General features: G+C 67.9%; 15 protein-coding genes. 9 read left to right on the top strand and 6 right to left on the bottom strand.

Annotation, left to right across the window (positions count from 1 at the left end):
- The first annotated feature begins 7 nt into the window (after positions 1-7).
- Together catA and catC are read left to right on the top strand one after the other, a co-directional pair.
- Positions 8-910: a catechol 1,2-dioxygenase gene (catA, locus tag HMPREF3115_RS20905; RefSeq protein ID WP_065495496.1), complete on the top strand. Its 903-nt coding sequence runs from the start codon at positions 8-10 to the stop codon at positions 908-910.
- A 37-nt stretch (positions 911-947) separates the two neighbouring features.
- Positions 948-1,238 (top strand): muconolactone Delta-isomerase, encoded by a 291-nt coding sequence (catC, locus tag HMPREF3115_RS20900; protein WP_006398002.1) that lies wholly within the window; start codon positions 948-950, stop codon positions 1,236-1,238.
- A 150-nt stretch (positions 1,239-1,388) separates the two neighbouring features.
- Here the strand turns inward: catC and HMPREF3115_RS20895 are convergent, their stop codons facing one another.
- Entirely contained in the window at positions 1,389-2,168 is a 780-nt protein-coding gene (locus HMPREF3115_RS20895; RefSeq protein ID WP_006404225.1) for an NAD(P)H-dependent oxidoreductase, read from the bottom strand.
- 87 nt (positions 2,169-2,255) lie between these two features.
- Between HMPREF3115_RS20895 and HMPREF3115_RS20890 the strand changes: the two genes are divergently transcribed.
- Positions 2,256-3,149: a LysR family transcriptional regulator gene (locus HMPREF3115_RS20890; protein WP_006404226.1), complete on the top strand. Its 894-nt coding sequence runs from the start codon at positions 2,256-2,258 to the stop codon at positions 3,147-3,149.
- A 120-nt stretch (positions 3,150-3,269) separates the two neighbouring features.
- Positions 3,270-3,674 (top strand): DUF2471 family protein, encoded by a 405-nt coding sequence (locus HMPREF3115_RS20885; RefSeq protein ID WP_006404227.1) that lies wholly within the window; start codon positions 3,270-3,272, stop codon positions 3,672-3,674.
- 22 nt (positions 3,675-3,696) lie between these two features.
- On the opposite strand, the gene HMPREF3115_RS20880 is transcribed toward HMPREF3115_RS20885, so the two are convergent.
- Entirely contained in the window at positions 3,697-5,730 is a 2,034-nt protein-coding gene (locus HMPREF3115_RS20880) for an NADPH-dependent 2,4-dienoyl-CoA reductase (protein ID WP_070555859.1), read from the bottom strand.
- Positions 5,731-5,805: 75 nt separating this feature from the next.
- On the opposite strand from HMPREF3115_RS20880, the gene HMPREF3115_RS20875 reads away from it, so the two are divergent.
- Positions 5,806-6,888, top strand: coding sequence for an AraC family transcriptional regulator (locus tag HMPREF3115_RS20875; protein ID WP_053297872.1), 1,083 nt, complete (start codon positions 5,806-5,808; stop codon positions 6,886-6,888).
- Positions 6,889-6,917: 29 nt separating this feature from the next.
- The gene (locus tag HMPREF3115_RS20870) at positions 6,918-7,268 is read left to right on the top strand and encodes a hypothetical protein (protein ID WP_227747555.1); all 351 of its coding nucleotides are present in this window, start codon (positions 6,918-6,920) and stop codon (positions 7,266-7,268) included.
- Between the two features lie 4 nt (positions 7,269-7,272).
- On the opposite strand, the gene HMPREF3115_RS20865 is transcribed toward HMPREF3115_RS20870, so the two are convergent.
- The 4 genes from HMPREF3115_RS20865 to HMPREF3115_RS20850 form a co-directional block, all read right to left on the bottom strand.
- Positions 7,273-8,388 carry a branched-chain amino acid ABC transporter substrate-binding protein gene (locus tag HMPREF3115_RS20865; protein WP_006404231.1) on the bottom strand — a complete coding sequence of 372 codons (1,116 nt, stop codon included), beginning with the start codon at positions 8,386-8,388 and terminating at the stop codon, positions 7,273-7,275.
- 215 nt (positions 8,389-8,603) lie between these two features.
- A complete protein-coding gene (locus HMPREF3115_RS20860) occupies positions 8,604-9,062 on the bottom strand; it encodes an aconitase X swivel domain-containing protein (RefSeq protein WP_070555856.1) in 459 nt (152 codons plus the stop codon).
- The gene (locus HMPREF3115_RS20855; protein ID WP_070555853.1) at positions 9,055-10,302 is read right to left on the bottom strand and encodes an aconitase X; all 1,248 of its coding nucleotides are present in this window, start codon (positions 10,300-10,302) and stop codon (positions 9,055-9,057) included. Before HMPREF3115_RS20855 ends, HMPREF3115_RS20860 begins: the two co-directional genes overlap by 8 nt.
- 341 nt (positions 10,303-10,643) lie before the next feature.
- Positions 10,644-11,072 (bottom strand): MarR family winged helix-turn-helix transcriptional regulator, encoded by a 429-nt coding sequence (locus HMPREF3115_RS20850; RefSeq protein ID WP_006411373.1) that lies wholly within the window; start codon positions 11,070-11,072, stop codon positions 10,644-10,646.
- A gap of 104 nt (positions 11,073-11,176) precedes the next feature.
- Between HMPREF3115_RS20850 and HMPREF3115_RS20845 the strand changes: the two genes are divergently transcribed.
- From HMPREF3115_RS20845 to HMPREF3115_RS20835, 3 genes are all read left to right on the top strand, one after another.
- Entirely contained in the window at positions 11,177-12,097 is a 921-nt protein-coding gene (locus HMPREF3115_RS20845) for a LysR family transcriptional regulator (RefSeq protein WP_070555850.1), read from the top strand.
- A 106-nt stretch (positions 12,098-12,203) separates the two neighbouring features.
- Entirely contained in the window at positions 12,204-12,635 is a 432-nt protein-coding gene (locus HMPREF3115_RS20840) for a MarR family winged helix-turn-helix transcriptional regulator (RefSeq protein ID WP_006404236.1), read from the top strand.
- A gap of 89 nt (positions 12,636-12,724) precedes the next feature.
- On the top strand, positions 12,725-13,717 hold a 993-nt coding region (locus HMPREF3115_RS20835; RefSeq protein WP_256276320.1), incomplete at its 3' end, for an HlyD family secretion protein.

Raw genomic sequence — 13,717 nt, 5'->3', positions numbered from 1 at the left:
GACAGAGATGACCCGACAAGAAATCGACGCCCTGCTGAAGACCTTCGACGACGCCGCGGAAAAGCCCGGCAATCCGCGCGTGCGCGCGATCGTGAACCGCATCGTCAAGGACCTGTGCTACACGATCGAGGATTTCGACGTGCAGCCGAGCGAGTTCTGGACCGCGCTCAACTATCTGAACGAAGCCGGCCGCGAATTCGGGCTGATCGCCGCGGGCCTCGGCTTCGAGCGCTTCCTCGACGTGCGGATGGACGAGGCGGAGGCGAAGGCCGGCATCCGCGGCGGCACGCCGCGTACGATCGAAGGGCCGCTGTACGTCGCCGGCGCGCCGGAGTCGGTGGGCCATGCGCGCCTCGACGACGGCACCGATCCGGGCCAGACGCTCGTAATGCGCGGCCGCGTGCTCGGCAGCGACGGCGCGCCGATCGCGAACGCGCTCGTCGAGGTCTGGCATGCGAACCATCTCGGCAACTACTCGTATTTCGATCAGTCGCAGCCGCCGTTCAACCTGCGCCGCTCGATCCGCACCGACGCCGAAGGCCGCTACAGCTTCCGCAGCGTGCTGCCGGTCGGCTACAGCGTGCCGCCGGGCAGCAAGACCGAGCTGCTGCTCGATCAGCTCGGCCGCCACGGCCACCGTCCTGCGCACATTCACTTCTTCGTTTCCGCGGACGGATACCGTAAGCTGACCACGCAGATCAACATCGAAGGCGATCCGCACATCTGGGACGACTTCGCGTTCGCGACGCGCGAGGGCCTGATTCCGAAGATCCGCCAGGCAGAAGGCGCGGAAGGCAAGCCGTACGGGATCGACGGCCCGTTCGCGCTGATCGACTTCGATTTCACGCTGGTCGGCGCGCGCGACAACGTGCCGACCACCGACGTCGAACGCGTGCGCGCGCACGTGTGACCGGCGTCGTCCCGCGAACCGACAAACGGAGCACAGGATGCTGTTTCATGTGGAAATGAAGGTCCGCCTGCCGGCGGATATGGACCCGGTCAAAGCCGCGACGCTGAAGGCCGAGGAAAAGGCGATGTGTCAGCGGCTGATGAACGAAGGCGTGTGGCGGCATCTGTGGCGGATCGCCGGACAGTACGCGAACGTCAGCATCTTCGACGTCGACAGCGTGCAGCAGCTGCACGACGTGCTGAGTCAGCTGCCGCTGTTTCCGTATATGGAGATGGAGGTACGCGCGCTGTGCCGCCATCCGTCGTCGGTGCGCGACGACGATCGGTAAGCGCGCGCGTGTCGCGGCCGTCGTTTGACGGCGGCACGCGGCACGGCAAAGGGCAAAGGGCGAACGGCAACGGCGGCCTGCGAAAACGCGCGGGTCGTTCGTGCCGTTTTTGCGTCGTGCGGCGCGCGTATCGCGCTCGTGCATGGCGCGCTACGCCGCCAGATGCGCGGCAAAGCCGACCTTCCCGGGCGCGATGTCCGGCTTCAGCGTCAGCGCCGGGATCTCGTAGTCGCCCGCGTTTTGCCGGCGATACGGAATCGGCGGTGTCGTGGCGAGTTCGTCCAGACGCTTGCCGAGCGCGGCGCGCGTTTCCGCGAAACGCGCGTCGTCCATCCGGTGCGTCTGATAGATGACGAATGGCGGCAACACGTCGAAGCCCGGGTAATAGAGGATGCCGTGCTGGATCGGAAACAGCACGTCGTCGATCGGCCCGTTGATCCCGCGCGCGCTGTAGTGCGATTCCCATCCGCCGGTCGTGACGATCAGCATCGCGCGCTTGCCGGCGAGCGAGCCTTCGCCGTAGCGATCGCCCCAGTGCCGGTCGGAATGCTCGCCGACGCCATATGCGAAGCCGTACGCATACACGCGCTCGACCCACCCTTTCATGATCGCCGGCATCGAGAACCACCACAGCGGGAACTGCAGGATCACCGTATCGGCCCACTTCAGCTTGTCCTGCTCGCGCGCGATGTCTTCGCGCTGCGTGCCGGTCTCGTATGCGCGCTTCGAGTCGAGCGCCGGATCGAAGCGCGCGTCGTGCGAGCGGTCGATCATGTCGTTTGCGTCGAGCGCGGGCTTCCAGTTCATCGCATACAGGTCGCTCACCTGCACCGTATGCCCGGCCGCTTCCAGACGCGCCACGGCAAAATCGCGCAATGCGCCGTTCAGCGAACGCGGCTCGGGATGTGCATAGACGATCAGCACGTTCATGTTCGGTCCTCCGTCGGTTGAATTGGCTGCAGGATGCCGATCGTACCGGTATATTGGAAATGAATTTCCGATATTCCAGGTATAGCCATGACTAATTTGAAGCGACTCGACCTGAACCTGCTCGTGACGCTCGACGTGCTGCTCGCCGAACTCAACGTGACGCGCGCGGCCGAGAAGCTCAACCTCTCGCAGCCGTCGGTCAGCGTGCATCTGCAGAAGCTGCGCGATACGTTCGGCGATCCGCTGCTGCTGCCGGGGCCGCGCGGCATGCGGCCGACCGCGCGCGCGGAAGCGCTGCGCGAGCCGCTGCGCGACGCGCTCGAGGCGGTCGAACGCGCGGTGCTGCCCGCGACGCCGTTCGATCCGTCGACCGCGACGCACACGTGGCGCGTCGCCGCGACCGACTACGGCGAATCGACGATCGTGCTGCCCGCGCTGCATGCGCTGCGCACGGCCGCGCCCGGCACGCGGCTCGCGATCGTCGAGCTCGTCCCGCCGCGCATCGAGCAGGCGGCCGCGCGCAACGACATCGACCTCGCCTTCCATACGACCGAAGGATCGCCGCCCGGCATGCGCCGGCTGCCGCTGTTCGTCGAGCGCTACGTGCTCGTCGGCCGCGCCGGTCATCCGAAACTGAAACGTCGCCCGACGCTCGCGCAGTTCAATGCGCTCGAGCATGTGATCGTGTCGCCGGACGGCGGCGGCTTCTTCGGCGTGACCGACGAGGCGCTCGCGAAGGTCGGCGCAACGCGGCGCGTCGTGCTGTCCGTTCCGCATTTCCTGTTCGTGATGTCGGTGCTCGCGAGCACCGATCTCGTCGCGATGCTGCCAGAGCGGCTCGTGCGCGATACGCCTGCGCTGCGCGTCGTCGACGCGCCGATCGACGTGCCCGGCTACGAAATGTCGATGCTGTGGCACGAGCGTGTGCATCGCGATCCGGCGCATCGGTGGCTGCGCGAAACGATCGCCGCCGCGGTCTAGCGAACAGGATCGCGTCCGGGGCTTGAAACGGCGCGAGACACTGTATATATTTACAGTGCTTTTGCACCATTTGACCCGAATTCCGTCATCCCGCGACGGACGGACCTTTGTGAGGCGACCATGTTCCAGTCATCCGCATTCGATCCCGAGCAACCCGGCTTCAATCCTGTCCAGTTCGAACGCGCCGCGCAGCGCGCGGTCGCCGATCTGCAGCGCGCGGTGGCCGGCCCCGCGCAGCGCGCGCTCGGCCTGCGGCGGCGCAGCCATCCCGCTGCGGAGCGCACGATGAGCTGGCGTGCGCTGCTCGACGTCGAAGCGCTCGCGTTCTCGAACGCGGGGTTCGTGAGCCGCAACGATCCGGCGATCGTCGACGCGTTCATCCGGCTGTGCGACAGCCGGCTCGTGCCGGCCGACATCGACGAGCCGGTCGACTGGCGCCGCGACGACGACGATCTGCCGGCCGTCTATCTGATCGTCCGCGCGATGCTCGAAGCGGAAGCGGCGGAGCAGGCCGAAGCGGCGTGAGCGTGCGAAGCGCGAGCCGGCCTTACAGCCGCGCGGCGAGCCGCGCGCCCTGGTCGATCGCGCGCTTTGCATCGAGTTCGGCGGCGCGGTCCGCGCCGCCGATCACGTGCACCGAACGCCCGGCCGCCTGCAGCGGCGCGAGCAGCGCGCGCTGCGGTTCCTGGCCGGTGCAGAGCACGATCGTGTCGGCTTCGATCAATTCGTGCCCGGTGCGCTGCTCGCCGTACGAGACGTGCAGCCCGCGCGCATCGATCCGTTCGTAGTTCACGCCGCCGATCATCTTCACCTGCTTCATCTTCAGCGTCGCGCGGTGGATCCAGCCGGTCGTCTTGCCGAGCCCCTTGCCGAGCGGCGCGGGCTTGCGCTGCAACAGCGTGACGTCGCGCGCCGGCGGCGACACCTTGGCGCGCGTGATGCCGCCACGCGTCGCGGCCGGGTCGGTCACGCCCCACTCGGCTTTCCATTCGTCGAGGTCGAGCGCCGGCGACGGTCCGTCCTGCACGAGAAATTCCGCGACGTCGAAGCCGATCCCGCCAGCACCGATCACTGCGACACGCGGGCCGACCGGCCGCGCGCCCGTCAGCACGTCGATATAGCCGAGCACGTTCGGCCCGTCCTGCCCCGGAATCTTCGGATCGCGCGGCGATACGCCGGTCGCGAGCACGATCTCGTCGTAGCCGCCCGCGATCAGGTCGCTCGCCTCGACGCGCCGGTTCAGATGCAGCGCGACGCCGGTCAGCTCGATCTGGCGGCCGAAATAGCGCAGCGCTTCGTGAAACTCTTCCTTGCCCGGAATCCGTTTCGCGAGATTGAACTGGCCGCCGATTTCCGCCGCGCCGTCGAACAGGTCGACGCGATGGCCGCGCTGCGCGAGCACGGTCGCGCAGGCGAGCCCGGCCGGCCCGGCGCCGACCACCGCGATACGCTTCGCCTGCGTGGCGCGCGCATATTGCAGCTCGGTCTCGTGACACGCGCGCGGATTCAGCAGGCATGAGGCGATCCGGTTCCTGAACGCATGATCGAGGCAGGCCTGATTGCAGCCGATGCACGTGTTGATCTCGTCCGCGCGGCCTTGCGCCGCCTTGACGACGAATTCCGGATCCGCGAGCAGCGGGCGCGCCATCGAGACCATGTCCGCGCAGCCGTCGGCGAGAATCCGTTCGGCGACTTCGGGCCGGTTGATCCGGTTCGTCGTGACGAGCGGAATGCCGACCTCCCCCCTCATCTTCTGCGTGACCCATGCGAACGCGCCGCGCGGCACCGACGTCGCGATCGTCGGCACGCGCGCCTCGTGCCAGCCGATGCCCGTATTGAGGATCGTCGCGCCCGCGCGCTCGACCGCCTTCGCGAGCTGCACGGTCTCGCGCCAGTCGCTGCCGTCCGGAATCAGGTCGAGCATCGACAGCCGGTAGATCAGAATGAAATCGCGGCCGACCGCTTCGCGCGTGCGCTCGACGATCTCGATCGGCAGCCGGATCCGGTTTTCGTAGGCGCCGCCCCACGCGTCGGTGCGCTTGTTCGTATGCATCGAGATGAACTGATTGATCAGGTAGCCTTCGGAGCCCATGATCTCGACGCCGTCGTAGCCCGCTTCGCGCGCGAGCTGCGCGCAGCGGACGAACGCGCGGATCTGCCGCTCGATGCCGCGGGCGCTCAGCTCGCGCGGCGCGAACGGCGAGATCGGCGACTTGATCTTCGACGGCGCAACCGCGAACGGGTGATAGCCGTAACGGCCCGTATGCAGGATCTGCAGCGCGATCTTGCCGTCCTCCGCGTGGACCGCGCGCGTGATCGCGCGATGGCGCCGCGCGGCGGCCGACGTCATCAGCGTGCCGCCGAACGGCTTGGTCCAGCCGGCCACGTTCGGCGCGAAGCCGCCCGTCACGATCAGTCCGACGCCGCCGCGCGCCCGCTCCGCGAAATAGTCGGCGAGCCGCGGCAGCGTCTTGCGGCTGTCTTCGAGGCCCGTATGCATCGAACCCATCAGTACACGGTTTTTCAGCGTCGTGAAGCCGAGATCGAGCGGTGCGAGCAGATGCGGGAAAGGTGTCGTCATGATGGTCGGAGCGATACGCGATGAGCGTCATCGTAGGCGCGCGCCGCGTTGAACGTGAGGGGACAAACAGCCATAATGCTTGTCATTTCCGGCCAATATCCAATGAGCACACCGTCCCGCAAGGATCGCCTCGGGCTGCGCCGCCCGACGATTCCCGTCGCCTATCCGCGTCTGCTGCTGCAGGCGCTCGCCGCGCGCGGCATCGACGCGGCCGCCGTGCGTGCGGGCACCGGTCTGCGCGACGCAGTACTGGCCGAGCCGGACGCGCGCGTCGCGCCGGCGCAATGGGGCCGGCTCGTGCTGAACGCGATCGACATCGGCGGCGATCGCGGCATCGGCCTCGCGTTCGGGCTGCTGCTGAAACCGACCGTGCACGGCTTTCTCGGCTATGCGACGCTGACCGCGCCGGACATCCGCACGGCGCTGCACGTGACGCAGCGCTACTTCCGGATGCGCAACCGCCAGTATCGGCTGAGCTATGCGGAAGACGAACGCGGCGCGACGCTCGAGCTGCACGGCGTACAGGCGAACCCCGTGCTGCAGCATCATGTGATGTTCGAGTTCGTGCTGACCGGGCTCGCGCAGAACATCGCGCAATGGGCGGGCCGCACGTCGCCGGCGATCGCGCTGCGCTTCGCATGGCCGGAGCCCGATTATTTCGCGCGCTACCGCGACCGGCTGCCGCCGGTCGAATTCGAATGCGCGGCCAACGCGCTGTGGGTCGCGCGCGACGTGCTCGACTGGCCGCTGCCGTTCGCGGACGAAGTCGCCCATCGGCAGGCGCTGGTACAGGTCGAACGCGAATATGCGCAGGTGCGTCACGACGAAGGCGATTTCGTCGAGCGCGTGCGCGCCGAACTGGCGCGCACGACAGGCGGTTATCCGGACCCGGAGGCGCTCGCGCACACGCTGCTCGTCTCGACGCGCACGCTGCGCCGCCGGCTCGAGGAGGCCGGCTCGAGCTATCGGCAACTGCTCGACGAAGCACGCTTTCGCGACGCGAAGCAACTGCTCGCGGCCTCGGACCTCGATCTGAAAACGATCGCCGAGCGGCTGCAGTTCACCGACCCCGCGAACTTCACGCGCGCGTTCCGGCGTTGGGCCGGGCAGACGCCGAGCGCCTATCGGCAAGCGGCGGCGGATGTGCGGCGCGCGTGATGTGCGGAATGCGCAGCGCAGATGCGCGCATGCGCAATCTGACCGACGGCTCCATCTATCTCGTTCGCCCTGCGCGCATCCAGAGCGCGCGCACCGACCTCACGGTAACGATCGGCGCACCGATCGCGTTCGCATTCGTCATCGGCATCATGTCGGTCGTACAACGCAGCACCGACGGCATGCTTGCCGTGTTTGCGTGGTGCGCAGCCGCCACGATCCGCCTGTATGGGCTCAGCACAGTCCTGCGTTTGCTGTTCGGGTTCGCCCTGTGGCCCGATATCCGCCGGCTCGAGCCGCCGGGCGGCAGGCGCGAGGTCGGCGCGGCAAAGGCCGCGCTGACGCTCGCGCCCGAAGAGGCAGCGCGTATCCGTTTCCTCTGACGCGTCAGCGCACCGGCACCATCTGCCCGTCCTCGAACGTGAACACGGTCGTCGGCGCGTTCAGCAGCTCGCCGCGCGCCGTGAACGCGTATGTCCCGGCCACGCCTTCATGCGAAGCCGAACGCAGCGCTTCGATCAGTTTCGCGGGATCGGTCGTCTGCGCGGATGCCATCGTTTTCGCGAGCAGCAGCATGCCGTCGTAGTACGTGATGCCGTATGTCTGCGGCTCGCTCTTGAAGCGCGCACGGTATCGCGCAACGTAGTCCCGGCCGGCCTCGGTCCTGTCGAGCCCCGCGCCGCTCATCGCGCAGAACACGTTGCGCGATGCCGTCTGCGCGACGGTGCCCATGTTGGCCGAGCAGATCCCGTCGCCGCCGAGCAGCCGCGCGCGCACGCCGCGCTGGACCATCTGCTTGGCCATCGGCGCGGCCTGCGCGGTATAGCCGCCGAAGAAGATCACGTCCGGGTTCTTTCCCTTGATCGTCGCGAGGATCGCGAGGAAATCGGTCGCCTGCGAATGCGTGAACTCGCGCGCGACGACCTGCAGACCGAGCGACTTCGCCTTCGCGATGAACTGCTCGGCGAGCCCCTGCCCGTAGGCGGTGCGGTCGTCGATTACGGCGGCGGTCTTCGCGCCGAGCTTCCCTGCCGCAAACGCGGCCATCGACGCGCCGAGCACCGAATCGCTCGCGCCCGTGCGAAACACGTTGTCGTAGCCGAGCGCGGTCAGCTGCGGGTTCGACGCGACCGTCAGCATCGGCACGCGCGCGGCGTTCGTCAGCCGTGCGACCGGAATCGCGACGCCCGAATTCTCGGGGCCGAAGAACGCGGCCGGCTGACGATCCAGCAGACGCTGCGCGACCTGTACACCGGTGCGCGGATCGGCCTGGTCGTCCTCGGCGACGATCCGGAATCGGACCGGCTGTCCGTCGACCGTAATCGGCGTGCGGTTCAGCGTCTCGACCGCGAGCCGCAGCCCGTTCTCGTCGTCCTTCCCGCTCACCGCTTGCGGGCCCGTCAGCGGACCGGAAAAAGCGATCGTGACGACGCGTTCCGCGTGTGCGGCGCCGATCGTGAATCCGCCCAGCGCCAGCACGGCAATCATGCATTTCAGCTTCATGGAGTCTCCTCGACGATGGCTCGCGATACGCGAGCCGGGATGAGCCGGGCGCGGCGGTGTCAACCGTCTGGCGGCCGGCGGGTGAAGGACACCGGGGCGGACGTGCAGCTCTTCTTCGGCGCACTATCCGTTGTCCTTAATATCAGGAACGCAATTAAGACTTGGCGCGTACGCGACGCTGTCGCCCATGCGCTCGCCGGGACGAGCGCGCGCGGCTACAGCAGGATGCGTGCGCCGCCGTCGCCGTCGTTCGCTTCGATTCGTACCGGTCCCGATGCACGCGCGATCCTGTCGTACACGGGCTCCGAGACACAGACGGCCGGCACGGCCATCGCATACAGCTCCGCCGCGACGATCGCGCCGATCGAGATGATCAGGTCGCGCTCGCTCAGCACGATGCCGACGGGGCCCGTGCCGTTGCGGATCGCTTCGGCGAGCACGCTGCTGCTCGAGCTCGAGCCTTTCGCATGCGCCATCACCATGATCCGCCCGGCGAGGCTCGCGCCGACGAGCGGATGCCCGCGATCGACAATGCGCCCCGCGACCGAGTCGTAGCCGCCCCAGAAGCTCAGCGGCTTGGGCAGCACGATCGTCTCCGCATACGCGCGGCCGGGCACGAGCGTGTCGCCGGTCAGCGCGGTGCCGGCCGCGCCGGCGTGATGGTTCTCAGTCATCGAATCGCACCTTTCCTTCGAATGCCGATCGCACGCACTCGCTCATGCTGCCGTACGCGACCGTGACGCCGATGTTCGCCGGCGCATACGATGCCCATTTCCCCGAATTCGTCATCACGAGCCCCGACAGCTGCTTCATCACGGGCGTGATGTACGTGCACGTGTCGACGACGATCTGCACGCCGCGCGCCGCGAACTTGCCGGCGAGGCCGAGTTCGCCGAGCTCCCACAGGATGAAGCGGCTCGTGTTCACGTAGATATCGCATGCCGGCTTGCCGTCGAAGCGGTCGAGCAGCGTGTCGAGCGTGCGGAATTCCGCGAGCGAAAAATGCGGCGTGCCGAGCGCGACCGCGACGAGCGCGTCGCCTTCCGCGCCATGATTCAGCGTGCGCCGGATCTCGGCGAGATCGGCCATCGACACGTCGATCGTCTGCCGCGGCGCGCGGCCGTGCAGCGCGGCGTCGAGCGTCGGCGCCTCGGGCGTCACGCCGACCGCATGGAACAGCGCGACCGCACCGCTCGACGCGGCGGCGGCACCGAGCGCCTTCAGTTCGTCCTCCGTCGTATCGGCCGGCAATCCGACGATCACGGGCACCGTCGCACCGGCGACCTTGCCGACCAGCAAGCCGAGCGCCGCAAAATGAACGTCCCGCGACGGCAGACGGCCGAAGTCGGGCGCGTTGAACACGATCTGCCCGGCACGGTTCGCTTCGACGTGCAGCCCCGCATACGGCGCGCGCCCGGTGATCGCGGCCGCCAGATCGAGAAAGTCGCCGTAGCGGCTCGTGCGCGCGCCGAGCACCGAGTTCGCGAACACGATCGCGTTCGATTCGGCCCAGGCAATCTGCTCGCCCAACGCCGGGCGGTGCTTCAGCTGATACGGCGCGCACGTGAAGCTCGATTCGCAGCCGAGCTGCAGATGCGCGTCCATCAGGCGCTGCGCGTCGCGCTCGATCGTACGGTCGCCGTGGTACAGCTCGGGATGGATCAGGTCGAGCGAGCCGACGTTCAGCGTGGTCGGCACCGCGACGCGCGCACCCGTCGCGACGAAATAGTCGACGAAGTCGAGACTCGTCTGCCCGTGATACAGACAGCCGTCGATATGCGCGCACGTGATGTCGATCAGGTGCGGCGCGGACATCACCTGCGCGGTACGCGCGACGATCCGCATCGCGCGCGCGACGCCTTCGCCGAATTCGCCGCGCAACATCGCGTCGTCGCGCTCGCTCAACTGCAACATGGGTTGCTCCTCGTGACCCGCCCGGCCGCCATCGGCCGGTGAAGTGCGTGGAGCGACTGTACAACTGGAAATAAAATATGTCCAGATAGTCGACGAATGCCGTCATTCCGAAACCAATTTCGCATTTTTCTTGCAGAGATGGCGCTACAAAACCAATTCCGCGCGTCAATTGGATACAACCACGTACCACTTAGACGTGATGTGGCTCGTACTCGACCCGGTTTCGCGCGCGGGGCTCCGCAGGACCGCTGCGGATCGCGGGCCGATCGCCAAGGAAAGGGGAATGGATCGCGGCGGCGACAGCCGGCCGCCGCCACCGTGCGGGAATGGACGACTGCAACTCAGCGCTTGCCGGTCAGCTGCAGCAGTTCGTCGCGCAGCGCCTGCGCCCGCTGCTCGCCAAACGCGGATTCGAATTCGCGCTGCGCGGCCTGCCACGCGCGCTTCGCCTGACCGAACGCACGCACGCCCTGCTTCGTCAGATTCAGCACGTGCGCACGCGGATCGTGATCGGACGGCGCCGACGCGACGAGCCCGTCGCGCTGCAGCGGCTTCAGCGCGCGCAGCAGCGTCGTGCGGTCCATCACCAGCGTATCGGCGAGCTCGCTCATCAGCACGTCGGGCCGCCGCGACAGGATCGCGATGATCGAGAACTGCGCGGGCGTCACGCCCGCCGCGCTCAGATGGCGTTCATAAATTTGCGTGACAAATCGCGTCGCCTGCCGAAGCGCGAAGCAGTTGCACGCACCGATCGTCTCGATGTCGTCCATGCCGGCAAATGTATATGTGCATATGCATAAAGTCAATGTACACTCGACCGATCATCCCGCCGGTCGCGCGCGTCCGGCGCCCGCGACCGCCCGAGGAGACGGACATGGACTACATCGACAAGCTGCGGATCTTCCGGTCGGTCGTCGAGCTGCGCAGCTTCACGCGCGCGGCCGACATGCATGGCCTCGCGCGCCCGGTCGTGTCGCGCGCGATCGCCGAACTCGAAGCGCGGTTCGGCGGCCGCTTGCTGCACCGGACCACGCGCCAGGTGTCGCTGACCGAAACGGCCGAACGCATCTACGAGCGCTGCGCCGCCGTGCTCGACGAGCTGGACGCGCTCGAAGCCGAAGCGCAGACGCAGACGCGCGAGCCCGACGGCCTGCTGCGGCTCGTCGCGCACACGACCGCCGCGCTGAATCAGTTCGTGCCGTTGATCGCGGGCTTCAAGGCTGCGCATCCGAAAGTGCGCGTCGACGTCACGCTGACCGAGCGGCACGTCGATCTGGTTGGCGAGGGCTACGACATCGGCATCGTCGCTCCCTACATGCTGAGCTCCGACACGACGATCGTGCGGCTCATCGCGCGGATACCGTTCGTGATCGTCGCGACGCCCGCGTACCTGCGCGCGCATGGGAACCCCACGACGCCGGCCGATCTCGTCGACCATCCGTTCGTGCCGCTGTCGCCGTCGCTGCGCCGCCCGGCGCTGTCGTTCCGCGTCGACGGCGACGTGCTGACCCTTCCGCTGCGCTTCGACATTTCGTCGAACAGCCCCGTGTTCAACCGCGAGATGGTGATGCACGGTTTCGGCATTGGCATCGTGCCGAGAACGCTGGTCGAAACCGAGCTCGCGTCGGGCGCGCTCGTACAGCTGCTCGACGATGCCGACCTCGTCGATGGGTGCGTCGAGCTGAAGCTGGCGTACGCGAACCGATCGCTGCTGCCGGCGAAGGTCAAGGCGTTCATCGACTATGCGAGCGCGATGTGCGACCGCGAAGGCTGGATCGCGCCCGTCGCGGCATAGCGCCGGTTCGCGCACTTCGCTTGCCCGCCGATTGGTACGCAGGACGCACCAATCTGATCGCGCGGCCGTCATCGCTCCGCGCGCGCAGACTGCTTAAAGTGTGCACATGCACACGACGACGCTCACCGACGACGATTGTTTCGCGATCCGGCAGGCCGCACGCCGGATCTCGCAGTTCTACGAGCGCCATCTCGCGCATGCTGGCGTTACGCCGTCGCAGTACAGCATTCTGGCGCTGCTGCGCGAACGGCCGGGCCTGACGATGGCGGCGCTGTCGGCCGAGCTGGTCATCGAGCGTACCGCGCTGCTGCGCGCGCTCAGGCCACTCGTCGGCGCCGCGCTCGTCGCCGGGCATACCGAACCGGGCGGACGCCGGCAGACCTTCTCGCTCACTGCGTGCGGCGAAACGAAGATCGCCGAAGCGCATGCGCACTGGCTCGCCGCGCAGCAGGCATTCGAGCGGCGTTTCGGGGCACGGCAGGCCGCCCACCTGCGCGGCGAGCTGTTCCGGATCGCGCACAACCTGCCGGCGCGCTGACGTACTGCATATCCGTCGCGCGCAGGCGTTTTCCCGATCGACGCACCGCCGTCGGTCGCCTTGATTAGTGCATATACATAGGTGAATCGATGGACACGACTCAAACCGCTGCCGCCCGCGAAGCGGCCACGGCCGAACCGCCCGCGAAGCAGCGCCGCCGCGTACGCTGGATGCGCATCGCCCTGATCGCCGTCGTCGTCGCGGTCGGCGCGGCCGCACTCGACTGGCTGTTCGTGCTGCGTTTCCAGGAAAGCACCGACGACGCGTATGTCGGCGGCGACGTGACGGTGCTTGCGCCGAAGGTCGCCGGCTTCGTCGACCGGATCCTCGTGACCGACAACCAGCGCGTGAAAGCCGGCGACGTCCTCGTGCAGCTCGACGCGCGCGACTACGCGGCGAAGCTCGCGCAGGCGAGCGCCGAAGTCGACGCGGCGCGCTCGGCCGTGGCCGAGCTCGAAGCGAAGCAGCAGCTGCAAGACGCGGTGATCGTCCAGCATGCGGCGGACAAGAACGCATCCTCGGCCGAGCTGACGCGCGCCGCGGCCGATCGCGTCCGCTATCGCGAACTCGTGAAGGCCGACGCGGTGTCGAATCAGCTCGTCGAGCGCGCCGACGCCGACTACGCGAAAGCGCACGCGGCCGTCGAACGCAGCGATGCGGCGCTGCTCGCGTCGAAGCGCGAGCTCGACGTGCTCGGCGCACAGCTGGCCGATGCGCGCGCCCGCGTGAACACGGCGCTCGCCGCGCAGCGCGTTGCCGCATTGAACGTCGAATACACGACGATCCGTGCACCGGTCGACGGCTACGTCGGCAACCGCACCGGCCGCGTCGGAATGCTGGCGAACGTCGGCGTGCCGCTGCTGACGATCGTCCCTGCGTCCGGCTTGTGGATCGACGCGAACTTCAAGGAGGACCAGCTGCGCAAGATGCGCGCGGGCGATCGCGTCGACGTGTCGCTCGATGCGTCGGGCGCGCGGCTGCACGGGCGCGTCGACAGCGTCGCGCCCGCGACCGGCGCGACGTTCAGCGTGCTGCCGCCCGAGAATGCGACGGGCAACTTCACGAAGATCGTGCAGCGCGTG

It is taken from the genome of Burkholderia sp. HMSC10F09 (assembly GCF_001806955.1).
In the GTDB taxonomy this organism is placed as follows: domain Bacteria; phylum Pseudomonadota; class Gammaproteobacteria; order Burkholderiales; family Burkholderiaceae; genus Burkholderia; species Burkholderia multivorans.
The sequence above is the reverse complement of the archived record's forward strand: the minus strand, read 5'-3'. Positions and strand labels throughout refer to the sequence as shown.

Coding starts and splice junctions, on each gene's coding strand:
- HMPREF3115_RS20860 (WP_070555856.1), bottom strand. CDS start 9,062: ATGACTGAGAACCATCACGCCGGCGCGGCCGGCACCGCGCTGACCGGC.
- HMPREF3115_RS20875 (WP_053297872.1), top strand. CDS start 5,806: ATGCTTGTCATTTCCGGCCAATATCCAATGAGCACACCGTCCCGCAAG.
- HMPREF3115_RS20855 (WP_070555853.1), bottom strand. CDS start 10,302: ATGTTGCAGTTGAGCGAGCGCGACGACGCGATGTTGCGCGGCGAATTC.
- HMPREF3115_RS20870 (WP_227747555.1), top strand. CDS start 6,918: ATGCGCAATCTGACCGACGGCTCCATCTATCTCGTTCGCCCTGCGCGC.
- HMPREF3115_RS20850 (WP_006411373.1), bottom strand. CDS start 11,072: ATGGACGACATCGAGACGATCGGTGCGTGCAACTGCTTCGCGCTTCGG.
- HMPREF3115_RS20885 (WP_006404227.1), top strand. CDS start 3,270: ATGTTCCAGTCATCCGCATTCGATCCCGAGCAACCCGGCTTCAATCCT.
- catA (WP_065495496.1), top strand. CDS start 8: ATGACCCGACAAGAAATCGACGCCCTGCTGAAGACCTTCGACGACGCC.
- HMPREF3115_RS20890 (WP_006404226.1), top strand. CDS start 2,256: ATGACTAATTTGAAGCGACTCGACCTGAACCTGCTCGTGACGCTCGAC.
- HMPREF3115_RS20865 (WP_006404231.1), bottom strand. CDS start 8,388: ATGAAGCTGAAATGCATGATTGCCGTGCTGGCGCTGGGCGGATTCACG.
- HMPREF3115_RS20845 (WP_070555850.1), top strand. CDS start 11,177: ATGGACTACATCGACAAGCTGCGGATCTTCCGGTCGGTCGTCGAGCTG.
- HMPREF3115_RS20880 (WP_070555859.1), bottom strand. CDS start 5,730: ATGACGACACCTTTCCCGCATCTGCTCGCACCGCTCGATCTCGGCTTC.
- catC (WP_006398002.1), top strand. CDS start 948: ATGCTGTTTCATGTGGAAATGAAGGTCCGCCTGCCGGCGGATATGGAC.
- HMPREF3115_RS20840 (WP_006404236.1), top strand. CDS start 12,204: ATGCACACGACGACGCTCACCGACGACGATTGTTTCGCGATCCGGCAG.
- HMPREF3115_RS20895 (WP_006404225.1), bottom strand. CDS start 2,168: ATGAACGTGCTGATCGTCTATGCACATCCCGAGCCGCGTTCGCTGAAC.